Origin of the sequence: Aeromonas sp. 600276 (genome assembly GCF_049175815.1) — a bacterium.
Taxonomy (GTDB): Bacteria; Pseudomonadota; Gammaproteobacteria; order Enterobacterales; family Aeromonadaceae; genus Aeromonas; species Aeromonas dhakensis.
Map to the genome: position 1 here is coordinate 87,555 of NZ_JAAKVU010000007.1, position 22,576 is coordinate 110,130.

Below are 22,576 nucleotides of genomic sequence, written 5' to 3' on the forward strand. Positions count from 1 at the left end.
GATGCGACACTCATTGCCCTCGTTCAAACAGATGCTGCGCACCCTGCCCCTGCTGGCAGGCAGCCTCCTCTTCACCCAGGCCAACGCTGGTGACAACCCGCAGTGGCAGCAGACTCTCGACGAGGCCAAAGGGCAGACCGTCTACTTCAACGCCTGGGGCGGCAGCCCGGAGATCAACGCCTATCTGGTGTGGGCCGGCCAGGAGCTGGCGCGCGAATACCAGGTCAAGCTGGTGCAGGTGAAGGTGGATGACATCGCCCAGAGCGTCAGCCAGCTGCTGGCCAACAAGCAGGCCGGCAAGCGCAGTGGCGGCCCCATCGACCTGCTCTGGGTCAACGGCGAGAACTTCAAGGCGCTCAAGGAGCAGGGGCTGCTCGGCGCCCCCTTTACCCGGGAGCTGCCCAACATGGCGCTGGTCGACGGTACCCTGCCGGTGAGCGAGGACTTCACCGTGCCGGTGGAGGGGCTGGAAGCCCCCTGGGGCATAGGCCAGCTCAACCTGATGGTCAACGGCGAAGAGGTCAGCCCGCTGCCCACCTCGGCGGCGGCCCTGCTCACCTGGAGCAAGGCCCACCCCGGCCGCTTCACCTATCCCAAACCGCCCCAGTTTCACGGCTCCAGCTTCCTCAAGCAGATCTTGCTGGAGCTGACCCCGGATCCCGCCCCCCTCTATCGGGAGGCGACCGATGCCGATTTTGCCAAAGTTACCGCCCCGCTCTGGGCCTGGCTGGACGAGCTGCATCCGACGCTCTGGCGCAAAGGCAAGCTGTTCCCCACCAGCGCCGCCGAAACCCGCCAACTGCTCGATGACGGCGAGCTGGCGATGGCCATCAGCTTCAACCCGCAGGAGGCGCAGAGCGCGGTGCAAAATGGTACCCTGCCCCCCAACGTGGTGGCGGTGGCCATGGCGAAAGGGGCGCTGACCAACAGCCACTTCCTCGCCATCCCCTTCAACGCCAACGCCCGTGCCGGTGCCAAGGTGGTGGCCAACTTCCTGCTGAGCCCCGCCGCCCAGGAGCGCAAGGCCGAGCCCGCCTTCTGGGGCGATCCCAGCGTGCTGCGCGCCGATGCCCTGCCAGCCACCCAGCAGCAGGCACCGGCACTGCGTTTCAAATCGGTGGCAGAGCCCCACCCCAGCTGGCAGCTCAGGCTCGAAGCGGCCTGGGCCGAGCGCTACGGCCACTGATGAGCCGCTTTGGCCGCTCTTTGCGTGATTGGCGCCCCCTGTTTACGGCGGGGTGCGCCCTGGTTTTTGGCCTCCCGCTGCTGGCGGGGGGCTGGCAACTGCTGGCCGAGGGGCTCAGTCAGGCCCACCTGCAGCGGCTGCTGGCCCAGCCGGGCATCTGGCACTCTGCGCTGCTGAGCCTGTGGATTGGCGCCGCCTCGACCCTGGCCAGCCTGCTGCTGACCGCCCTGCTGCTGGCCCACAGCGACAGCCGGGCCGTCGGCTGGCTGCGGCGGCTGCTCTCGCCCTTGCTGGCCCTGCCCCACGTCGCCTTTGCCATCGGCTTTGCCTTTCTGCTCGCCCCCTCCGGCTGGCTGCTGCGCCTGCTCTCGCCGACCCTCACCGGGTTCGAGCTGCCCCCCGACTGGCAGACCCTGCGCGATCCCGCCGGGCTCGGGCTCATCCTCGCCCTGACCCTCAAGGAGACCCCCTTCCTGCTGCTGATGGCGCTCGGAGCACAAGACCCCGCCAGAGTGGCGCGCCAGCAGTGGCTGGGGGCCAGCCTTGGCTTCAGCGCCCCCCAGATCTGGTGGCGCCTGCTGCTGCCGGCGCTCTGGCCTGCCCTGCGTCTGCCCCTCTATGCGGTGGCCGCCTACGGGGTAGCCGTAGTAGATCTGGCCCAACTGCTCGGGCCCGATGCTCCCGCTCCGCTGGCCGTTCGCCTGTGGCTCTGGTATCAGGACCCGGATCTGGCCTGGCGCGGCGTCACCGCCAGCGGCGCCCTGCTGCTGCTCGCCATCACGGCGTTGCTGCTGGCCCTGTTGCGGCTGCTGGAACTGGCCCATAGAGCCCTTGGTAAACCCGGCTGGCTCGATGGCAGACGATCAGCCCCAAGCGCTCTTGGCCGCCCCCTTGCCACGAGCAGCGTGGCGACCCTGATCGTCCTCAATCTGGCGGTGCTGTGGGCGCTGCTGCTCTGGTCGCTGACCCGGCGCTGGCCCTTTCCCGCCCTCTGGCCGAGCCAGTGGAGCGGCCGCCATTGGCTCGAACTGCTGCCGACCCTCTCGCCGCTGCTGACCACCAGCATGCTGCTGGCATTGGCGAGCGGGGCGATAGCGCTGATGATGGCGGTACTGAGCCTGGAGGCGCAGGCGGGCCGCCGCCCCTGGCCGCTCTGGCTCATCTGCCTGCCGCTGCTGCTGCCACAGGCCAGCCTGCTGTTCGGCATTCGGCTCGGGGTGGACTGGTTCAGCCTCGGGTGGGGGGGCGATGGCATCGGCTGGGGCTGGGTGCTCTGGAGCCAGCTGCTGTTCGTCTTTCCCTACGTTTACTTGTGCCTGCAGGGCCCCTATCGCCAGTTCGACCCACGGATCACCCAGAGCGCCCTGCTGCTCGGGGCAACCCCGTGGCGAGCCTGGTGGCAGGTGAAAGGGCCGCTGCTGGCCCGGCCGCTGCTGTTTGCCTTCGGCGTCGGAGCGGCGGTAAGCCTGGCCCAATACCTGCCGACCCTGCTGTTTGGGGCAGGCCGGGTGGTCACCATCACCACCGAGGCGGTGGCCATCGGCAGCGGCCTCAACCGGCGGCTGGCGGGCCTCTACGGCCTGTTGCAACTCTTGTTGCCGCTCGTTATCTATCTGCTGGCGCTCTGGCTGCCGGCCCGGCTCAACCCGGCGCTCAAGGGCGCCCGCTGACGAGGAACTCTCATGATGGAAATAGCCATATGCTGAGCACCACGCCTCTTCGCCTCTATCTGGAGGAGAACCTGCTGCTCTCGCTGCCCGCCCTGCAGGTGGCGCCGGGCGAGGTGTTGACCCTGATGGGCCCCAGTGGCTGTGGCAAGAGCTCGCTGTTGGCGGCGCTGGCGGGGGTATTGCCGGCCAGCGGCCCCATCCGGCTGGAGGGGGACGTGACCTTGGGCGCGCGCCTGCTCACCCAGCTGCCGCCCCAGGCGCGGCGCATCGGCATGCTGTTTCAAGATGATCTGCTGTTCGACCACCTGACGGTGGCGGAAAACCTGATGTTCGGCATGCCGGCCAGCGTGAAGGGGCACGGGGCACGGCGGGAAAAGGCGGTGGCCGCGCTGGCGCAGGTGGATCTGACAAATCAGGCGGACAAGCTGCCGGGGGCGCTCTCCGGCGGCCAGAAGGCCCGCGTCAGCCTGCTGCGGGCGCTCTTGGCCGAGCCCGAGGCATTGTTGTTGGACGAGCCCTTCTCCCGCCTCGACAAGCCGCTGCGGGCCGCCTTTCGCGCACTGGTATTCGCCCAGATCAAGGCACTGGCCATCCCCGCCATTCTGGTGACCCACGACGAAGATGACGCGCCGGGCACCATAATCCAGCTCACCGAATCCCGTTTTTGACCGAGGAGTTCACCTTGTTTGACCGCCACCTGATCCCCGTTATCCGCAGCCCCCTCGCCCGGCTTGCCAGACCGCTCTGCCGCGCCGGGATCAGCGCCAACCAAGTCAGCCTCACCGGCTTTGCCATCGGCATGCTGGCGTTGCCGCTGCTGGCCTTTGCCTGCTATCAGTGGGCGCTGGCGGCCATCCTGCTCAACCGGCTGCTGGACGGGCTCGACGGCGCCGTGGCGCGGGAAACCGGCATCACCGACTGCGGCGGCTTTCTCGACATCACGCTGGACTTTATCTTCTACGCCGCCGTGGTGCTGGGCTTTGCCCTCGCCGCCCCCGCCAATGCGCTGCCCGCCGCCACCCTGCTGTTTGCCTTCATGGGCACCGGCTCGAGCTTTCTGGCGTTTGCCATCATGGCGGGCAAGCGGGGCATCGACAATCCGGTCTACCACCACAAGTCCCTCTACTATCTGGGCGGCCTCACCGAGGGGAGCGAGACCATCGCCCTCTTTGTGCTGATGTGCCTGTGGCCCGCCGCCTTCGCCCCACTCGCCTACGGCTTTGCCCTGCTCTGCGCCATCACCACCCTGACCCGGCTCTGGAGCGGTTACCACACCCTGCGTTGAGGCAGGACGGCGGGAGGGGGCCGCTACGGAACACTTGCGCATGGACGACAATGTTTTACCATGGCGACACTCTTTTTCAGGCTCATGAGAACCTTATGCGTCGCCTTGTCTCCGTGCTCACCCTCTCCCTGTTTCCCATGCTCTATGGCTGCAGCAGCACGCCGGCTGCCAAGCCTGTGGTCAAGCCCCAGCCCAACAGCGCCTTCATCAACCAGACGCCGCCGAGCAAACCCTTCTACGGGCAGGTGAGCCAGCCGGGAGTCAGCAAGGGGGACTTCGCCAATCGCGCCAATGTGAACAACTTCGTGCAGCGGATGGTGCAAAAGCACGGTTTCGACGGCGCCGAGCTGCACCGGGTGCTGGCCCAGGCCGAACGCTATGACTGGATCATCCGCCTGATGGATGCCCAGGCCCCCACCACCACGCCGCCCACCGGCCCGACCGGCGCCTGGAATCGCTACCGCGCCAAGTTCATCACCCCGGACAACGTACAGAACGGCGTCAGCTTCTGGCGTGAGTACGAGAACGAGCTCAACCGCGCCCAGCAGATCTATGGGGTGCCGCCGGAGATCATCGTCGGCATCATAGGCGTGGAGACCCGCTGGGGCCGGGTGATGGGCAAGACCCGCATCCTGGATGCACTGGCGACCCTGGCGTTCGACTACCCGCGCCGGGCCGAGTTCTTTACCAGCGAGCTGGAATCCTTCCTGGTGATGACCCGCGACGAGGGGATGGATCCCACCGAACCCAAGGGCTCCTACGCCGGCGCCATGGGCTACGGCCAGTTCATGCCCTCCAGCTTCCAGCGCTACGCGGTGGACTTCAACGGCAACGGCCATACCAACCTGTGGGACCCGGTGGATGCCATCGGCAGCGTGGCCAACTACTTCAAGGCCCACGGCTGGGAGAAGGGGCAACCGGTGGCGGTACGCGGTCAGGGCCAGCTACCTGGCTACGAGCACGGCTTCCAGACCCGCTACCCGGTCGCCTCCCTGCGCCGCGCCGGACTGTCTCCCACCAGCACCCTCGGCAACCACAGCGAGGCGAGCCTGCTGCGCCTGGACGTGGGCACCGGCTATCAGTACTGGTACGGCTTGCCCAACTTCTACACCATCACCCGCTACAACCACAGCACCCACTACGCCATGGCGGTGTGGCAGCTGGGGCTGGCGGTCAAGGATGCCCGCGGCGGTTTCTGATCCGGCCGGATAAAAAAGGGCGGCCCTCGGGGCCGCCGCGCCAACCATCCACACTGCGCCTTCGGGCGCAGTGTGCGTTTACAGCGCCCCCGCCTTCGCCAGACGATCCAGCTCGGCAAGCAGGGCGGCCGGCTCCACCCGACGGGTGTAATCGGCGTTGATGAAGTGGTAGAGCACGGTGCGGTTCTGGCCGATGATGTAGCTGGCCGGCACCGGCAGGGTGAAGCTCTCGTCGCCGTTGCTCGCCGGGATGTCGATGCCAAAGCCGGCATAGATGGGCCTGAGGGCCTCCGGCAGTTCGAACACCAGTCCCAACGCTGCCGAGACCTGGTTGCCCTCGTCGCTCAGCACGGTGATCGCCAGCCCGTTGGCGGTGAGGGTATCCTGCGCCGAGCTGGGGGTTTCCGGCGTCATGCCGATGAGGTTCACGCCGCGCTCGCGTAGCGCCGGCAGCACGGCGTTGAGCGCCTGCATCTCCATGTTGCAGTAGGGACACCAGCCACCGCGATAGACGTTGAGCAGCACAGGCCCCTCCGCCAGATAGTGGGAGAGCGGGCGCACCACCCCGTGCTGATCCGGCAGGGCGAAGTCGGGCATCCGCTCTCCGCGTCCCAGGGCGGCCTGCTCCAGCCCGCTTGCCTGCAGGTTGCGGGTCGCCTCCTCCATCAGGGCCAGTACCGGGGCCGGTACCTGGCGCTGCTTCTGCTCATCGTACGCTTTGATTTTTTGCTCGAGTGTGTGCATCATGACCATCCTTTTTGTAGTGGTCGCTACAATATCAAGCGGACCAAGCTCCATGGTCAAGTTGTTTTTTAGCGATCACTCCAAAATAACGTTTCACAAGGCAGGAATCGAGATGGCAAGACCCGCATCATTTGACAGAGAACAGGTACTGGAAATCGCCCTCAACGCCTTCTGGGATACCGGCTTCAGCAACACCGGCATTGCCGCGCTGGTCGAACGGATGGGACTCAAGCCCAGCAGCCTGTACGGCGCCTTCAGCTCAAAGGAGGGGTTGTTCATGGAGGTGCTGCAGCGTTATTCGGCGCAGAGCCTGGCGCAGATCGAGCAGATCCTGGGTTCGGCAGCCTCCCCGCTGGCGGGCGTGCAGGCCCTGCTCGATGCAGTGGCCCGGGATGCCATCGCCAGCGAGGCGCACCGTGGCTGCCTGCTGGTCAACACCTTGCTGGAGATCGGCCGCCACCACCCGCTCATTCAGGAGACCGCCAGCAGCCACCTCGCCGAGGTCGAGCTGCGGGTCAGCGCAGCCTTGTGCCAGGCGCAGGCGGCAGGGGAGCTGGCCGCCGGGCGCGACGTCGACGCCACCGCCGCCTTGCTGATGACCATGGTGTGGGGATTGCGTGTGCTGGGCCGCACCCATCCGCCCGCCGCCAAGGTGAACGCCGTGCTGGCCCAGATGCAGGCCATCTTGTCTGCGGAGGCATGACGACCGCTCACCAGGCTGTGGGGGTCACTCGTTTTCCAGCAGCCAGCGCTTGAGCAGGGCGGCCAGCTGCTCCTGCTCGGCCTGGGTCAATGGCGCCAGCAGGCGCCGCTCGTTGGCCACGTGCCGCTCCACCGCCCGGTCAACCAACTCCCGACCCGCGTCGGTCAGGCAGACCAGCAGGCTGCGCCGATCGCTCGGGGCTGCCTGACGTTCGACCAAGCCCCGCTCTGCCAGTTTGTCGAGGCGGGCGGTCATGGCCCCCGAGCTCAACATGGCGGATTGATAGAGCACGGTCGGGGTGAGCGGTTCGCCGGCCCGGCGCAGGGTCGCCAGAATGTCGAAGTCGCTGCCCAGCAGGCCGCACTCCTTGAGCTCCTCGCTCACCTCCCGTCCGGCGATCGCCGCCATTCGCGCCACCCGTCCCAGCACGCCCATGGGAGAGCAGTCGAGATCCGGTCGCTGCCGGGCCCACTGGGCCAGCAGCAGGTCTACATGATCTGATTCCATCTTCGGCCACTTATCTTTTTATCGAGATACTTGATGATAAACCAATTAGAGGCTAATTTATCTTTACTTAAAGATACTTTATAAAGAGACAAATACATGCCCATGCTGATCGCCCTGCTGGCCCCCCTGCTCTGGGGCAGCACCTATGCCGTCGTCAGCCTTTATCTGACCGACTACTCCCCCTACTGGGTGGCGGTATGGCGGGCATTGCCGGCCGGCCTGCTCCTGTTGCTGGTACGCCCGCGTCTGCCGCCCCTGTCCTGGGGCAAGCAGAGCCTGCTGGCGTTTTGCAACATCGCCGCCTTCTTCGCCCTGCTGTTCGTGGCCGCCTTCCGCCTGCCGGGCGCCGTAGCGGGCACCCTGGGTGCCACCCTGCCGCTGATCCTGATGTTGCTGGCCTGGTTGCAGGATGGTGTCAGACCGTCCCTGAAATGGCTGTTGCTGGGGCTGATGGGATTGGGCGGGGTCTTGCTGCTGCTCAACCCTTCCGCCAATCTGGATCCCGTCGGCGTGACCTGCGCTCTGCTGGCTACCCTGCTCATCGGCCAGTCCAGCCGCTGGATGCGCCACTGGCCGGTGAGCGATCTGCTGGCGCTGACCGCCTGGCAGCTGCTGCTGGGCGGCCTGATGCTGATCCCGCTCGCCTGGTGGCTGGCCGGCCCCATGCCGCTGCCGCAGCCGGCAAGCGCCCCCGGCCTGCTCTGGCTGATCCTGCTCAACACGGCGCTGGCCTACTGGGCCTGGCTGTGGGGGCTCAAGCGCCACGGCCCGGAGGTGATGGGCATGCTGGCCCTCACCAACCCCATGGTTGCGGTCTCCTGCGGGGTGCTGATGGTGGGCGAGACGCTGGATGCTCGCCAATGGCTCGGCATCGGGGTGATCCTGCTATCCCTGTTCCTGATGAAGCTGCCGGCCCGCCCCTTCTTCAAGCGCTGGCAGGCTCGCCGGGCTAGCACCGGCCAGTGCGGCAAGCCGTGAGCACGACCCATCCAAGCTCAAGCGCAATAAAAAAGAGGAGCCATCAAGGCTCCTCTTTCACATTCCGCGGGTATTTGAGTCGAACTCAGACCCCGGCCTTGGCCAGGGCGGCGGAGACGATCTGCTGGGCTTCCTGCTGGATGAGGTCCAGGTGCGCCTCGCCCTTGAAGCTCTCCATGTAGATCTTGTAGATGGACTCGGTGCCGGAGGGGCGCGCCGCGAACCAGCCGTTCTCGGTCACCACCTTGAGGCCACCGATGGCCGCATCGTTGCCCGGCGCCTTGGTCAGCTTGGCGACGATGGGCTCGCCGGCCAGGGTGGAGGCTTCCACCAACGCCGGATCCAGCTTGGAGAGCACCGCCTTCTGGGCACTGTTGGCCGGGGCGTCGATGCGGCGGTAGCTGGAGCGACCGAACTTGGCTTCCAGTGCATCGTAGTGAGCCTGCGGATCCTTGCCGGTCACCGCCAGAATTTCGGCCGCCAGCAGCGCCAGGATGAAGCCATCCTTGTCAGTGGTCCAGACGGTGCCGTCTTTGCGCAGGAAAGAGGCGCCCGCGCTCTCCTCGCCACCAAAGCCGAACTCGCCGCTGTAGAGGCCATCCACGAACCACTTGAAGCCGACCGGCACCTCTTTGAGGGTGCGACCGATCTCGCCGGCAACCCGGTCGATCATGGAAGAGGAGACCAGCGTCTTGCCGACCGCAGACTCTTTGGACCAGCCGGTACGATGGGTAAACAGATACTGGATCGCTACCGCCAGGTAGTGGTTCGGGTTCATCAGGCCCGACTTGGTGACGATACCGTGACGGTCGTAGTCAGGGTCGTTGCCAAGGGCGATGTCGAACTTGTCCTTGAGGGCAATCAGGCTGGCCATGGCAAACGGGCTGGAGCAGTCCATCCGGATCTTGCCGTCTTTATCCAGGGTCATGAAGGAGAAGGTCGGGTCGACCTTGTAATTCACCACCTCGATGTTCAGACCATAGGTCTTGGCGATGACGTCCCAGTAGGCGACGCCGGAGCCACCCAGCGGATCGACACCGATCTTGATGCCGGCCTGCTTGATGGCATCCATGTCCAGCACGTTCTTCAGGTCATCCACATAGGGAGTGACATAGTCGTGCTCCACCACGAACGGGCTCTTGAGGGCCTCGGCGAACGGCATCCGTTTCACGCCGGCCAGACCCGCTTCCAGAATGGCGTTGGCACGATCCTCCACCCACTTGGTGATCTCCCCTTCCGCGGGGCCGCCGTGGGGCGGGTTGTACTTGAAGCCACCGTCTTCCGGCGGGTTGTGGGACGGGGTGATCACCACGCCGTCGGCACGGGCGGCAGGCTTGCTGGCATTGTGGCGCAGGATGGCGTGAGAGATGACCGGGGTCGGCGTGAAGCCGAGGCCGGCCTGAATGCGAGTCTCGACGCCGTTGGCGGCCAACACTTCGACTGCGCTGGCAAAGGCAGATTCAGAGAGAGCATGGGTATCCATACCGACAAACAGCGGGCCCGTGATGCCGGCCTGCTGGCGATACTCCACCAGCGCCTGGGTCACCGCCAGGATGTGGGATTCGGTGAAGGCATTGTGCAGGGCGCTGCCGCGGTGGCCGGAGGTGCCGAAGGCAACCCGCTGCTCGGGGCGGCTCATGTCCGGCTTGTTGAGGTAGTAGGCGCTGACCAGACGGGGAATGTTGGTCAGGTCGCTCAAACGGGCCGGCTGACCGGCGTGGGAATGCTGTGCCATGGCGTTGTCCTTGCTTGATGGCGGCCTTGCCCGGCAAGGCCTGAGTCTGATGAACCGTTAGATTGCGCCGCACACCCGGGCGATCACCTCGTCGCCATATCCCATGCTGGCCATCAGCTGGGCCACCATGTTCTGTTTGCGACTGGTGTTGGTGTTGGTGATCACCCAGAACGGGGTTTGTGGCACCTGCTTGGGCTTGGTGGTGCTGCCGCTGGCGCGCAGGGCATCGGGATCCCGCGAGAAATAGACGCGCTTGCGCCCCTTGATTTCGGTGGCCTGGGTAAACCCGACCGGATCATCCCGGTAGAGGGTACTGAGCACCTGCATGAAGCGGTTGATGGACTTCTCTTCTTTTTGCAGCTCGCCGGAATCGAGCAGCGTTTCCAGCCCCATGGCGTCGGCCACGGTAGGCGACGGAGCCTCCGTCACCTCTGCTGCGACCGGCGAGGCCTGGCGGGCGGGCTGTTCCAGCAGGCGGCGCAGGATATCGGAGGCACTCTCACCAATGTGCCGGGTCTGGCTGGCGATATAGAAGTAGAGATCGTCATCAAGCTCGATGGTTTTCATAGGGATGCGCTGGACTCGTCGAAATTCGGATGCGGCGATTATACATAGGCAAACCCGGCAGCCCAAGCAAGGGGCGGACAGATGTGCATGAATCTCATCGAGAATACGGCATAATAGCGGCCCAAGTGTGTGATCCGTCGCACTGATAGCCGTTCTGGCTGGCTTTTTTTAGGAAAAAAACCACACTTTTTTGCTCCGTGATGAGTGAAATCCTTTTCTTTCCAGTGCGTTAAATCATGGCGAGCAACGTACTCACGACCGACAAGGTGTCATTTTGCAACAAAACCCATTATTGAACTTCAAGGAGCAGGGCCAGGGCCAACCCGTCGTGCTGATCCACGGGCTGTTCGGCAGCCTGGACAACCTGGGCCTGCTGGCACGCCCGCTGAGCGAACAATACCGGGTCATCAGCGTCGATCTGCGCAACCACGGCGCCTCCTTTCACTCCGATGAGATGAGCTACCCGGCCCAGGCCGCCGATCTGCTCGCCCTGCTCGATCAGCTGGGGCTTGAACAGGTGGCGCTCGTGGGCCACTCCATGGGGGGCAAGGTTGCCATGCAGGTTGCCAAGCAGGCACCAGCCCGCGTCGCCAGGCTGGTAGTGGCCGACATAGCGCCGGTCGCCTACCCTCACTCCCGCCACCAGAACGTGTTTGCCGGCCTCAATGCCACGCTCGAACAGGCTCCGCAAAGCCGCGGCGAGGCGGAAGCCATCTTGGCCGAGCATGTCGAGATCGCCGGCGTACGCCAGTTCCTGCTCAAGTCCTTCGCCAAGGGGGAGTCAGGTTGGGGCTGGCGTTTCAACGTGCCGGCCCTTGAGCGCAACTACGCCAACATCATGGGCTGGCCCGATCCACAGAGCCGTTTCGAGGGGCCTGCGCTCTTCATTAAGGGGGGCGATTCCGACTACATGCAGCCTGAACATACCGAGACGGTGATGGCCCAATTTCCCGCTGCCAAGGCCCGGGTCATCGCCGGCACCGGTCACTGGCTGCACGCGGAAAAGCCGGTTTTGTTCAACAAACTGGTTGTGGATTTCCTGTCGACAGGCGGTTAACAGTTTCAAATCCTTTGTGATATAGTGCGCCCGTCATAAGGAGTGTGCGCAATCCATGCTAAGTGAACATATCGACCTGATCGAGAGTCTGGGCCTGAAGTTATTCTTTGTGGCCATTTTCGTATTGATTGGCCTGGCCATTCAGGACGTGCTCAAACGCGGCAATGTGCCCCGTTTCGGCCGATTCATCGTCTGGTTGGTACTCTTCCTGGGTTGTGCAGGTTTTGTCGCCAAGGGGCTGATCGAACTGGGCTGGGAAGGCTCAGGCATCGGCTAACTTATTTCCATCTGTGATGTATGGCCAAACAGCAAACTGATCGAACAACACTGGATCTGTTCGCAAACGAGAAGCGCCCCGGCAGGCCAAAGACCAACCCACTCCCCCGCGAGACCCAGCTCAAGATCAACAAGCGCAACCAGCTCAAGCGCGATCGAGAGAACGGTTTGAAGCGGGTAGAGTTAAAGGTGGAGGCCGAATTGCTGGAGCGCCTGAACCAACTTGCGTTACAACAGAACGTCAGCCGAGCCGAGCTGATCCAATCTATCCTGAAGCAACAGATTGAGTCTGCACATGCAGCAGGCATCGCAATCTGACCGTTAAGCATTAACACCAGATACGGGTAACTAAACACTATGGCTAGTGTAGGTCTGTTTTTCGGCAGCGATACCGGTAATACCGAAGCTGTCGCCAAGATGATCCAGAAAGAACTGGGCAAACAACTGATTGAAGTCCGTGACATTGCCAAGAGCAGCAAGGCCGACATCGACAGCTTCGATCTGCTGATGTTCGGTATCCCGACTTGGTACTATGGCGAAGCCCAGGCCGACTGGGACGACTTCTTCCCCGAGCTGGAAGAGATCGACTTCACCAACAAGCTGGTCGCCATCTTCGGATGCGGCGATCAGGAAGATTATGCCGAGTACTTCCTCGACGCCATGGGCACCCTGCGTGACATCGTCGAAGCCAAAGGCGCCATCGTCATCGGCCACTGGCCGACCGCCGGTTACGAGTTCGAAGCCTCCAAGGCGCTGGTGGATGACAAGCACTTCGTGGGTCTGGGTATCGACGAAGATCGCCAACCCGAGATGACTGCCGAGCGCGTCAAGGGCTGGTGCAAACAGCTGCATGAAGAGATGTGCCTGGCCGAGCTGGAGTGATCCACGCTTGCCAGCACCTCTGACAACAAGGGCCCCGCGGGGCCCTTGTTGTTTTCTGGTCATGCGCTCTCGCCGCCCCTGTGCTCGGGCTTGGCCCGCACATAGAGGGTACGTTTGACCTGGGCCACCAGCTCGCCCTGGCCATCCTGTACCGTCACCTCAAACTCGGGAAAGTGCTTGTCTCCCCCTTCGGTCGCCGCGACTATGGCGGCCAGCTTGCCGTCGGTCAGGTTGAACTCGGCCACCAGCTTGCCCTTGCCAGGCTTGATGTAGTTGATGCTGCCCGCCTTGTCCCAGACGTAATAACGGTTCCTGAAATAGCCCATCAGCATCAGCGGATAGATGGGATCCGTCATCGCAAACATGCTGCCGCCAAACTGGGTGCGGTTGGCGTTCTTGTTCCACCAGCGGGACTTGAGGGTGACCCGGCAGAAGCGAAAATCATCGCTCAATGTCTCTATCTTGATGCCCGCGCCCCAGAAGGGGGGCCAGGCGTTGAGGGCGCGGCGCACCCAGGCCGCGTTGTCAAAAAGCCAATCCATGGATCTCATCCGACCAGAGTGAAGAAGGTTACATTTTATCAACATTCGGCGGGTGAGCAAGCCGCCGTCACAATCCGCACAATTCGTGGATAAGCGGTCGAGCGCGCTAAAGCCCTTGAATTGCTGGGTTTATTTTTAGGTGAGCTACGACCTATAATGACAGGCCAAGCGAGTTCGTGGTTGCCATTACAGCGGCAGTCAATCAGAATAACCACACCTTCGAGAATGCGAATAAATAGAAATGGCAGACAACAACCAAGCGTTAAAAAAGGCCGGGCTCAAGATCACCTTGCCCCGCGTCAAGATCCTGGAAATCCTGCAACAGCCGGACTGCCAGCACACCAGTGCGGAAGATCTGTACAAACGACTGATCGACCAGGGTGAAGAGATTGGTCTCGCTACCGTCTACCGCGTTCTCAACCAGTTTGATGATGCCGGTATTGTCACCCGTCACCACTTCGAAGGGGGCAAGTCGGTGTTCGAGCTGGCCACCCAGGAACACCACGACCACCTGGTCTGCCTCGACTGCGGCAAGGTGATCGAGTTCTCCGACGAGGTGATCGAGCAGCGCCAGACCGAGATCGCCAAGAAGCACAACATCCGTCTGACCAATCACAGCCTCTATCTCTATGGCCACTGCGCCGCCGGCGACTGCAAGCACGACGATTGATTGGCAGAACCCGCGCAATAAAAAAGCCAGCATGATGCTGGCTTTTTTGTGCCCATATTCCGGACAAGAAAGGGCAGGGTCTCCCCTGCCCTCCTTCATCAGGCCTCGGCCTTGCCCCACACGTCGCGCAGGGCCACGGTGCGGTTGAACACCAGGTGCTCCGGGCTGGAGAGCTTGTTGTCGGCGCAGAAATACCCTTCACGCTCGAACTGGTAAGCCTGCTCCGGCTTGGCATCCTTGAGGGAAGCTTCCACGCGGGCACCCTCGATGATCACCAGGGATTCCGGGTTCAGGGCCGCTTCGAAGTCCTCTTCGGCGCCCGGGTTCGGCACCTTGAACAGACGGTCGTAGAGGCGCACTTCGGCCGGCAGGGAGTGAGTGGCGCTGACCCAGTGGATCACCCCCTTCACCTTGCGACCGTCCGCCGGATCCTTGCCTAGGGTCTCGGGGTCGTAAGAGCAGTAGATGCAGGTGACCTTGCCGTCGGCATCCTTCTCGACCCGCTCAGCCTTGATGACATAGGCGTTGCGCAGGCGCACTTCCTTGCCCAGTACCAGACGCTTGAACTGCTTGTTGGCTTCTTCTTTGAAGTCCGCTTCATCGATGAGGATCTCGCGGGTGAAGGGAAGCGTGCGGGTACCCATCTCGGCATTGCTCGGGTGCGCCGGTGCAGTCAGCACTTCGTCGGTGGCCAGGTTCTCGATGACCACCTTGACCGGATGCAGCACGGCCATGGCGCGCGGGGCATTCTCGTTGAGATCTTCGCGGATGCAGGCTTCCAGCATGCTCATCTCGACGATGTTGTCCTGCTTGGTCACGCCGATACGCTTGCAGAACTCGCGGATGGAGGCCGGGGTGTAGCCGCGGCGGCGCAGACCGGAAACGGTCAACATGCGCGGATCGTCCCAACCGTCCACGTGCTTCTCGGTCACCAGCAGGTTCAGCTTGCGCTTGGACATGACGGTGTATTCGAGGTTCAGACGAGAGAACTCGTACTGACGCGGGTGGCAGTCGATGGTGATGTTGTCCAGCACCCAGTCGTACAGGCGACGGTTGTCCTGGAACTCCAGCGTACAGATGGAGTGGGTGATCCCTTCCAGGGCGTCCGAGATGCAGTGAGTGAAGTCATACATCGGGTAGATGCACCACTTGTCACCGGTCTGGTGATGGTGGGCAAACTTGATGCGATAAATGACGGGGTCACGCATCACCATGAAAGGGGAAGCCATGTCGATCTTGGCGCGCAGGCAGGCGGTGCCTTCGGCAAACTCGCCGTTCTTCATCTTCTCGAACAGGGCCAGGTTCTCTTCCACGGAGCGATCGCGGAACGGGCTGTTCTTGCCCGGCGCGGTCAGGGTACCGCGGTATTCGCGCATCTGCTCGGCAGAGAGCTCGTCCACGTAGGCCAGCCCCTTCTCGATGAGCTCGATGGCATAGCCGTGCAGCTTGTCGAAATAGTCGGAGGAGTAGCAGATCTCGCCATTCCACTGGAAGCCGAGCCACTGCACGTCCTGCTTGATGGACTCAACGTACTCGATATCTTCCTTCACCGGGTTGGTGTCGTCGAAGCGCAGGTTGCACTGGCCCTGGTAGTCGCGGGCGATGCCGAAGTTCAGGCAGATGGACTTGGCGTGACCGATATGGAGATAACCGTTCGGCTCGGGCGGAAAACGGGTATGCACACTGGAGTGCTTACCGCTGGCCAGATCTTCATCAATGATCTGACGAATAAAGTTAGTTGGGCTGTTCGCCTGACTCATGGCTCACCTCAAAAATGCGTCACTGGCGGAAGTTGTGCCGGCTGGCACCCTCAACCCCCCGCCGTCAAGCCGGATATGATCCCTCATTACGCGCCCTGTCTCAACCTGAATTTGCCCGTTTCGGGGTACTGGCGCCGCAAAACGCCCCGCCCTGGTGGCCGGTTTGACTGACTGGTGAAAAAAAGACCCCGCACGAGGCGGGGTTCAAGGTGATGAAAAACAAAAACAGACAATACACACACAACAAAGGCTCACACGCACAGTCAACCTTTCCCAAGCCCGATGACCATCGTCCTTGGGAAAGGCGGGTCTTGCGACCCACCTTGCGTTATGGAGTGAGGGCTATCAGTTCAGCTCGGTGACGCGGCTGGTACGCTTGCCATCGAAGCTGGTGGTGCGCAGGTAGACCTTGCCGTTGACGCTCGGCTTGGCGGCTGCGTCGTAGGCGCTCCAGCTCTTGCCATCCAGACTGTACTGGATGGGCAGGCCTGGCAGATCCACGTTCGCCTCAAGCACGCCGTTCACCACCTTGGCGCCCGGTACTGAGAGGCGGTATTCCACCCCGGCCTGATCCAGTTTCGGCAGCACGCGCTGACCCAGCACGTTGGCAAACTGGTTCCACTCCTTGTTCAGGGTGGCCTTGTTGACGAACTTGGTGGTGCCGGAGAACTCGCGGTTCTTCACGTAGTCCAGCTCGAAGCCACCCTTGTGCCAGGCGCGCTCGGCCATGGAGAAGATGCGCGGGTAGACCATGTACTCGTATTGCGCGTCGGTACGCACGGTTTCACTCCACTGCTGACCGGAGATCCCCTTGAACTTGACCGGATCCTGGTCACCCTTGGCCACGAAGGCGTTGCCGTCGCGGTCAACCGAGGTCTCGGCGTTCTGCGGCAGGTTTTCCGGGGCGAAGGCGAACACCTTGCGGGTGTCGTTGAAGCGGGTAGCCCAGTAGTAGCCGCGCTCGGCCGGGTGTACCTCGTTCGGGAAGTCGAAATAGAGGTAATCCGGGTTGGAGAGCACCACCTCATAGCCCTTGTGCGCCCACTTCATCGCTTCGTTGAAGCCACCCCAGTAGAGGGTTTCCCAGAAGTTGACCCGGGTCTTGTCGGTGGCGAACACGCTGGCATCCGTGGCGTACTTGAGACCATCTTCCCACGCCTGCAGGGTGGAGAAACCGTGGCCCTTGACCATCTCGCTCACTTCCTTGGCGAAGTAGACCGGCAGCTCGGCCACGTCCTTGATCTTGCCCTCATCCACCATCTTCTGGCACATGGGGGACTTGCCGAACGGCTTGTCCTGCTTGCTGGAGTCGACGTTGCCCTTCCAGGCCACCAGATCTTCTTTCTTGGTGACGGCCGGATCCTGGTAACCACCGCCCTGCATGATGTTCTTCGCCTCGTCACCACCGTAGTGCCAGGCAGTCAGCGGCTGGCCGGCGGCCTGGTGCATCTGGGCCACTTCGTCCATCACCTTGGCCACGAAGGTGGCGGCGCCCGGCTGGCAGGGGTTGATGAAGGACATCTTGTCGTAGAACTGCACCGAGGTGACGTTGGAGGTATCGGCCGGGTCGGTCAGACGGAACTGGTTGGCCTCGGCCTCTTTACCTTCAGCCATCAGACGCTTGTAACGCGCCTCCATGGAGACCACGGCGGCACGGGCGTGGGCCGGCATGTTGATCTCGGGGATCACGGTCACGCCACGGGCCTTGGCATAGCGCACCAGGTCGATGTAGTCGGCCTTGCTGTAGAAACCGGAGCCCTGGTTGTCGCTGGTCGGGCCGGAGCCCAGCTGCGGCATCAGGCACTTGGTTTCGGACTCGTCGTGGCAACGCTGGCTGCCGACGTCGGTCAGCTCCGGCAGGCCCGGGATCTCCAGACGCCAGCCTTCATCGTTGGTCAGGCCAAGGTGCAGCACGTTGAGCTTCATGGCGGACATCTGATCCACCAGCTTCTTCAGGGTCTCGGGACTTCTGAAGTGACGGGCCACGTCGGTCTGCATGCCGCGGTATTCAAAGCGCGGGGCATCCTCGACGGTCATCTGGCTGACCAGCTTGTCGTTGACTCCCAAGAGGGAGATCAGGGACTGGGCACCCCAGAAGGCACCTTCGATGTCGTGCCCCTGAATGACGGTTCCCTTCTTGCCGATGGTCATGTCGTAGCCTTCGGCCTGCTTGAGCTTGCTGCCGAGCTTGATGGTCACTGGGTAGCCGGTGTCGGAGAGGGTAACACCCAGCTTGGTCAGTTGAGCCTTCAGGGCTTCGGCGCGATCGCTCGGCAGGTCCAGGGCATTGAGCTTGATGGTGGAGAAGTCGACCTGCGGGCCGGCCTTGACCACCTGCTTCATCGGGGTCGGCAGGATCTGGTTGTCGACCTTGCCAGCCGGCAGCAAGCTGCTGGTCTGGTTGGCGGCGAAACGGGTTTCGCTGTTCATCAGGATGTTGTTGTCATCCTTGGTGCGCTTCCAGCCGTCGGCCGGCATCGGCTTCTCGTAGGTGGTGGCATCGTCGATGTTGCTCATGCTGGCCAGCACTTTCGGCTCGGCCCCTTCGCTGGCGACATACCAGTTCGGCATGATGTCAGATTCGAACAATACCCAGTACTCCACCACCAGCGGCACTTCGACCGTGGCATCCTTGGCAAAGCCCTGGAACTTCTCGGTCGGCGTCAAACGATAAAGGTCGCCGGTCAGGTGGGTGATAGTGAACTGGTCGTTGTCCACCCGCTGGATGCGGCGGATGGAGGAGACATAGATGCTCCAGTCCTTGGAGGTGACGTCAGCACCGGTATTGGTCAGGTGCAGCTTGGCAACGCCGCAGCTCGCCCACTCGGAGCCCAGCGCCTGGCAGTCGAGACCGGCACCGGCACCGTCGTTGGTGACGACTTCGTACTTGACGACGAGGTTGCTGGCGAGGGCGTCGACCACGGCTTGCTTGGCGGCATCGGCTGCCTGTACCTGGCTGACGAAAACGGTAGACATGGCAATGGCTAACAGAGAATGTTTCAAGTTCATAACTGCTGCTCTCATTTGAAGTAAAGGTTGGATTTTCTTGGCTTTTTTTATATGGGGCCCCGAGGCGGGGCCCTTAGTTATGTCAACAATGGACTTAGACTTGAGGCGAGCTTGGCGCCCGATTAACGCAGGGCCTTCATCTCACCGGCGATGATTTCGGCCAATGGGCCCAGAATCACCTGCAGGTTCTGCTCACCGAGCTTGACCACACCGGCCGCGCCCAGGGCTTTGAGCTTGCGCTCGTCAACGATGCTGCGGTCTTTCAGGGTCAGACGCAGACGGGTGATGCAGGCATCGATGGTCACCAGGTTCTCCTGACCGCCCAGCACTTCCAGATACTGGCGTGCCAGTTCGGTACGGTCGGTGGTCTGAGCCTGTGCCGGTACCGCTTCGTCATCTTCACGACCCGGGGTTTTCAGGTTGAACTTGACGATGACGGCGCGGAACACCACGTAGTAGAGACCGAAGAACACCAGGCCTTGTACCAGCAGCATGTACCAGTGGGTCGCCAGCGGGTTACGGCTGGAGAGCACCATATCCACCAGGCCGGCACTGAAGCCGAAACCAGCAATCCACTGCATGGAGGCAGCGATGAACACGGACAGACCGGTCAACAGGGCGTGGATGACGTACAGCACCGGTGCCACGAACATGAAGGAGAACTCGAGCGGCTCGGTCACCCCGGTGAAGAAGGCGGCAAAGGCGGCTGCGATCATGATGGACGCAACTTTCTCTTTGTTTTCTTTCTTGGCGGAGTGGTAGATGGCCAACGCGGCACCCGGCAGACCGAACATCATGATCGGGAAGAAGCCAGCCTGATACATGCCGGTCACACCCACGATGCCCTTGCCGGCGTCGATGGAGGATTGGCCGCCCAGGAAGTTCGGGATGTCGTTGATACCGGCCACGTCGAACCAGAACACGGAGTTCAGGGCGTGGTGCAGACCGACAGGGATCAGCAGACGGTTGAAGAAGGCGTAGATACCGGCGCCGGTGGAGCCCAGGCTGACGATGGATTCACCAAAGCTCACCAGACCACCGTAAATGACCGGCCAAACGGCCATCAGGATGAAGGAGACGACGATCATCACCACGGAGGTTACGATCGGCACCAGACGGCGGCCGGAGAAGAAGGCCAGCGCCTTGTGCAGTTCCACGCTGCTGAAGCGGTTGTAGAGCTCAGCGGCGATGACACCACACAGGATACCGACGAACTGGTTGCTGATCTTGGCAAAGGCAGCCGGAACCTGATCGGCCGGGATACCCTTGATCTGGGCAACGGCGCCCGGGCTCAGCAGAGTGGTCACCACCAGGAAACCGACCAGACCGGCCAACGCGGCAGAACCGTCTTTGTCTTTGGACATACCATAGGCAACACCGACAGCGAACAGCACGGGCATGCTGTCGATGATGGCTGCGCCGGCCTTGATCAGGAACGCGGCGACAGGACTGCCACCACCCCAACCATTCGGGTCAATCCAGTAGCCAATCCCCATCAGGATCGCGGCGGCAGGCAATACCGCTACCGGCACCATCAGGGCCCGGCCGATCTTTTGCAAATAACCGAGAATGTTCACGGTTCCTCTCCTTAGTTAATGTTTTTCTAGAAATTAAGTGCTTATCACGTTTGACGCATAAGCCATCAAGGCTTGATTGGCAGTCTAGGGCTTTTATTTCGCTGCGCAAATTAATAAACCTGTAATCGTGATCATTATCACCCAAACGAGATAAAGGTGGCGGATAGATGTGGCTTAGTTCGCAATCTTTATTTACGCTATAAAACAACTTGAATCCGTCCCAGTCTATTTGCCGCCGACATCCCGGCAGCAACCCGTACAGAGGTATCTACAATGCGCCTGATCCCGTTGAAATCTGCCAGCCAAGTGGGCCTGTGGTCTGCCCGTTACATCGTTGACCGTATCAATGGGTTCAAACCCACTGCCGAGCGCCCCTTCGTACTGGGCCTGCCCACTGGCGGCACCCCGCTCAACACTTACAAGCGCCTGATTGAACTGCATAAAGCCGGGGAAGTGAGCTTCCAGAACGTGGTTACCTTCAACATGGACGAGTACGTCGGCCTGCCGGAAGATCACCCGGAGAGCTACCACAGCTTCATGCACAACAACTTCTTCAGCCACATCGACATTCGCCCCGAGAACATCAACATCCTCAACGGCAACGCGCCGGATCTGGTGGCCGAGTGCAAGCGCTACGAAGACAAAATCAAGTCCTACGGCAAGATCCACCTGTTCATGGGCGGTGTTGGCAACGACGGCCACATCGCGTTCAACGAACCGGCCTCATCCCTCTCCTCTCGCACCCGGGTCAAGACCCTGACCGAAGACACCCGCATCGCCAATTCCCGCTTCTTTGGCGGCGACATGGAGCAGGTGCCCAAGCTGGCGCTGACCGTGGGTGTCGGCACCCTGATGGATGCGGAAGAGATCATGATCCTGGTGACCGGTCACGGCAAGGCTCAGGCCCTGCAGGCCGCAGTGGAAGGCAGCGTCAACCACATGTGGACCATCTCCACCCTGCAGCTGCATCCGAAGGGAATGATGGTGTGTGACGAGCCCTCCACCATGGAGCTCAAGGTCAAGACGGTACGCTACTTCCAGCAGCTCGAAGCCGCCAACATCGGCCGTCTGTAAGGAGTCACCATGTACGCATTGACCAACTGCACCCTCTACACCGGCAGCTGCGTGCTGACCGGTTACGGGGTGGTGATCGAGGGCGACCAGATTGTCGCCATCTCCCACCAGGCCGAACTGCCGGCCGGCATCGAACAGATTGACCTCAAGGGTGCCAACCTCTGCCCCGGCTTCATCGACGTGCAGCTCAACGGCTGCGGCGGCGTCATGTTCAACGGCCACATCACCACCGAGACCCTGGCGACCATGCAGGCCGCCAACCTCAAATCCGGTACCACCAGCTTCCTGCCGACCCTGATCACCAGTCCGGATGCGGACATGAAGCAGGCCGTCGCCGTCACCCGCGACTACATGGCGGCGCACCCCAACGAAGTCCTTGGCGTGCACCTGGAAGGCCCCTACACCAACCTCAAGCGCAAGGGGATCCACCCGGCCGAGCAGATCCGCCAGCCCGCCGACGAGATGATCGACTTCTTCTGCGCCAACGCGGATGCCATCGCCAAGATCACTCTGGCGCCGGAGCGCAACAAGCCCGAGCACATCCGTCGTCTGGTGGAGGCCGGCATTCTGGTCTCCGCCGGCCATACCGCCGCCAATTACGATCAGGCCATGGCCGGGTTCGACAGCGGCATTCGCTTCGCCACCCACCTCTACAACGCCATGACCCCGACCCTGAACGGCCGCGAGCCGGGCGTGGTGGGTGCCATCTATGATCGCAAGGATGTCTACGCCGGCGTCATCGTCGACGGCCATCACGTGCACTGGGCCAACGTGCGCCTCGCCCACAAGATGCTGGGGGAACGACTGGTGCTGGTCACCGATGCGACCGCGCCGGCGGGGGCACCGGAAGGCTTTGAGAAGTTTGATTTTTGTGGCGCAACCGTCTATTTCCGCGATGGTCAGTGCGTCGACGAGAATGGTACACTCGGCGGCTCTGCCCTCACCATGATTGAAGGGGTGGAGAATCTGGTCAAACAGGTCGGATTACCGCTCGATGAAGCACTGAGAATGGCCACCCTTTACCCTGCACGCGCCATTGGATGGGACTCACGTCTCGGTAGTATCCAGGTCGGAAAAATAGCCAACCTGACTGTCTTTGATCAGGCCTTCACGGTCTGCGGGACCGTGGTTAACGGACACTACACAACACAGTGA

The 22,576-nt window shown here is 62.3% G+C and carries 22 protein-coding genes; 14 read left to right on the forward strand and 8 right to left on the reverse strand.

What is annotated here, in order from left to right; translation table 11 throughout:
* Nucleotide 1: 1 nt before the first annotated feature.
* The 5 genes from G5134_RS09060 (at nucleotide 2) to mltB (ending at nucleotide 5,340) form a co-directional block, all read left to right on the forward strand.
* Nucleotides 2–1,186: an ABC transporter substrate-binding protein gene (locus tag G5134_RS09060; RefSeq protein WP_065017410.1), complete on the forward strand. Its 1,185-nt coding sequence runs from the start codon at nucleotides 2–4 to the stop codon at nucleotides 1,184–1,186.
* A complete protein-coding gene (locus G5134_RS09065) occupies nucleotides 1,186–2,856 on the forward strand; it encodes an ABC transporter permease (RefSeq protein WP_065017411.1) in 1,671 nt (556 codons plus the stop codon). Before G5134_RS09060 ends, G5134_RS09065 begins: the two co-directional genes overlap by 1 nt.
* 29 nt (nucleotides 2,857–2,885) lie before the next feature.
* Nucleotides 2,886–3,524, forward strand: coding sequence for an ATP-binding cassette domain-containing protein (locus tag G5134_RS09070; RefSeq protein ID WP_065017412.1), 639 nt, complete (start codon nucleotides 2,886–2,888; stop codon nucleotides 3,522–3,524).
* A 14-nt stretch (nucleotides 3,525–3,538) separates the two neighbouring features.
* Nucleotides 3,539–4,141 (forward strand): CDP-alcohol phosphatidyltransferase family protein, encoded by a 603-nt coding sequence (locus G5134_RS09075; RefSeq protein WP_065017413.1) that lies wholly within the window; start codon nucleotides 3,539–3,541, stop codon nucleotides 4,139–4,141.
* 95 nt (nucleotides 4,142–4,236) lie between these two features.
* On the forward strand, nucleotides 4,237–5,340 hold the full coding sequence (mltB, locus tag G5134_RS09080) for a lytic murein transglycosylase B (protein WP_065017414.1): 1,104 nt from the start codon (nucleotides 4,237–4,239) through the stop codon (nucleotides 5,338–5,340).
* Nucleotides 5,341–5,418: 78 nt separating this feature from the next.
* On the opposite strand, the gene G5134_RS09085 is transcribed toward mltB, so the two are convergent.
* Nucleotides 5,419–6,084 carry a peroxiredoxin-like family protein gene (locus G5134_RS09085; protein WP_065017415.1) on the reverse strand — a complete coding sequence of 222 codons (666 nt, stop codon included), beginning with the start codon at nucleotides 6,082–6,084 and terminating at the stop codon, nucleotides 5,419–5,421.
* Nucleotides 6,085–6,196: 112 nt separating this feature from the next.
* Between G5134_RS09085 and G5134_RS09090 the strand changes: the two genes are divergently transcribed.
* Complete coding sequence (locus tag G5134_RS09090; protein WP_065017416.1) at nucleotides 6,197–6,787, forward strand: TetR/AcrR family transcriptional regulator; 591 nt, start codon at nucleotides 6,197–6,199, stop codon at nucleotides 6,785–6,787.
* Nucleotides 6,788–6,811: 24 nt separating this feature from the next.
* Here G5134_RS09090 and G5134_RS09095 read toward each other — a convergent pair whose 3' ends face one another.
* The gene (locus G5134_RS09095) at nucleotides 6,812–7,294 is read right to left on the reverse strand and encodes a MarR family winged helix-turn-helix transcriptional regulator (protein WP_041216612.1); all 483 of its coding nucleotides are present in this window, start codon (nucleotides 7,292–7,294) and stop codon (nucleotides 6,812–6,814) included.
* A 96-nt stretch (nucleotides 7,295–7,390) separates the two neighbouring features.
* Between G5134_RS09095 and G5134_RS09100 the strand changes: the two genes are divergently transcribed.
* A complete protein-coding gene (locus G5134_RS09100; RefSeq protein ID WP_065017417.1) occupies nucleotides 7,391–8,272 on the forward strand; it encodes a DMT family transporter in 882 nt (293 codons plus the stop codon).
* Between the two features lie 85 nt (nucleotides 8,273–8,357).
* On the opposite strand, the gene pgm is transcribed toward G5134_RS09100, so the two are convergent.
* A complete protein-coding gene (pgm, locus tag G5134_RS09105; RefSeq protein ID WP_065017418.1) occupies nucleotides 8,358–10,007 on the reverse strand; it encodes a phosphoglucomutase (alpha-D-glucose-1,6-bisphosphate-dependent) in 1,650 nt (549 codons plus the stop codon).
* 57 nt (nucleotides 10,008–10,064) lie between these two features.
* Entirely contained in the window at nucleotides 10,065–10,574 is a 510-nt protein-coding gene (gene seqA / locus G5134_RS09110) for a replication initiation negative regulator SeqA (RefSeq protein ID WP_065017419.1), read from the reverse strand.
* A 292-nt stretch (nucleotides 10,575–10,866) separates the two neighbouring features.
* On the opposite strand from seqA, the gene G5134_RS09115 reads away from it, so the two are divergent.
* From G5134_RS09115 to fldA, 4 genes are read left to right on the forward strand one after another with little or no spacing between them, the layout of a single operon-like run.
* Nucleotides 10,867–11,631, forward strand: a complete 765-nt coding sequence (locus G5134_RS09115; protein WP_065017420.1) for an alpha/beta fold hydrolase — start codon at nucleotides 10,867–10,869, stop codon at nucleotides 11,629–11,631.
* A 55-nt stretch (nucleotides 11,632–11,686) separates the two neighbouring features.
* Nucleotides 11,687–11,908 (forward strand): DUF2788 domain-containing protein, encoded by a 222-nt coding sequence (locus G5134_RS09120; RefSeq protein WP_005299172.1) that lies wholly within the window; start codon nucleotides 11,687–11,689, stop codon nucleotides 11,906–11,908.
* A gap of 20 nt (nucleotides 11,909–11,928) precedes the next feature.
* Nucleotides 11,929–12,225, forward strand: a complete 297-nt coding sequence (ybfE, locus tag G5134_RS09125; protein WP_005299169.1) for a LexA regulated protein — start codon at nucleotides 11,929–11,931, stop codon at nucleotides 12,223–12,225.
* A 39-nt stretch (nucleotides 12,226–12,264) separates the two neighbouring features.
* A complete protein-coding gene (gene fldA, locus G5134_RS09130) occupies nucleotides 12,265–12,789 on the forward strand; it encodes a flavodoxin FldA (protein WP_005299167.1) in 525 nt (174 codons plus the stop codon).
* A 59-nt stretch (nucleotides 12,790–12,848) separates the two neighbouring features.
* Here the strand turns inward: fldA and G5134_RS09135 are convergent, their stop codons facing one another.
* A complete protein-coding gene (locus tag G5134_RS09135; RefSeq protein ID WP_042007121.1) occupies nucleotides 12,849–13,331 on the reverse strand; it encodes a DUF4442 domain-containing protein in 483 nt (160 codons plus the stop codon).
* Nucleotides 13,332–13,572: 241 nt separating this feature from the next.
* Between G5134_RS09135 and fur the strand changes: the two genes are divergently transcribed.
* A complete protein-coding gene (gene fur / locus G5134_RS09140; RefSeq protein WP_005299160.1) occupies nucleotides 13,573–14,001 on the forward strand; it encodes a ferric iron uptake transcriptional regulator in 429 nt (142 codons plus the stop codon).
* Nucleotides 14,002–14,099: 98 nt separating this feature from the next.
* Here the strand turns inward: fur and glnS are convergent, their stop codons facing one another.
* The 3 genes from glnS to nagE form a co-directional block, all read right to left on the reverse strand.
* Nucleotides 14,100–15,761 carry a glutamine--tRNA ligase gene (gene glnS, locus G5134_RS09145; RefSeq protein WP_065017421.1) on the reverse strand — a complete coding sequence of 554 codons (1,662 nt, stop codon included), beginning with the start codon at nucleotides 15,759–15,761 and terminating at the stop codon, nucleotides 14,100–14,102.
* 345 nt (nucleotides 15,762–16,106) lie between these two features.
* On the reverse strand, nucleotides 16,107–18,770 hold the full coding sequence (locus G5134_RS09150; protein ID WP_065017422.1) for a beta-N-acetylhexosaminidase: 2,664 nt from the start codon (nucleotides 18,768–18,770) through the stop codon (nucleotides 16,107–16,109).
* Nucleotides 18,771–18,892: 122 nt separating this feature from the next.
* Nucleotides 18,893–20,347 (reverse strand): N-acetylglucosamine-specific PTS transporter subunit IIBC, encoded by a 1,455-nt coding sequence (gene nagE / locus G5134_RS09155; RefSeq protein ID WP_011705424.1) that lies wholly within the window; start codon nucleotides 20,345–20,347, stop codon nucleotides 18,893–18,895.
* 273 nt (nucleotides 20,348–20,620) lie between these two features.
* On the opposite strand from nagE, the gene nagB reads away from it, so the two are divergent.
* Both nagB and nagA read left to right on the forward strand, forming a co-directional pair.
* Nucleotides 20,621–21,421: a glucosamine-6-phosphate deaminase gene (nagB, locus tag G5134_RS09160; RefSeq protein ID WP_011705423.1), complete on the forward strand. Its 801-nt coding sequence runs from the start codon at nucleotides 20,621–20,623 to the stop codon at nucleotides 21,419–21,421.
* Between the two features lie 9 nt (nucleotides 21,422–21,430).
* The gene (gene nagA / locus G5134_RS09165) at nucleotides 21,431–22,576 is read left to right on the forward strand and encodes an N-acetylglucosamine-6-phosphate deacetylase (protein ID WP_017783866.1); all 1,146 of its coding nucleotides are present in this window, start codon (nucleotides 21,431–21,433) and stop codon (nucleotides 22,574–22,576) included.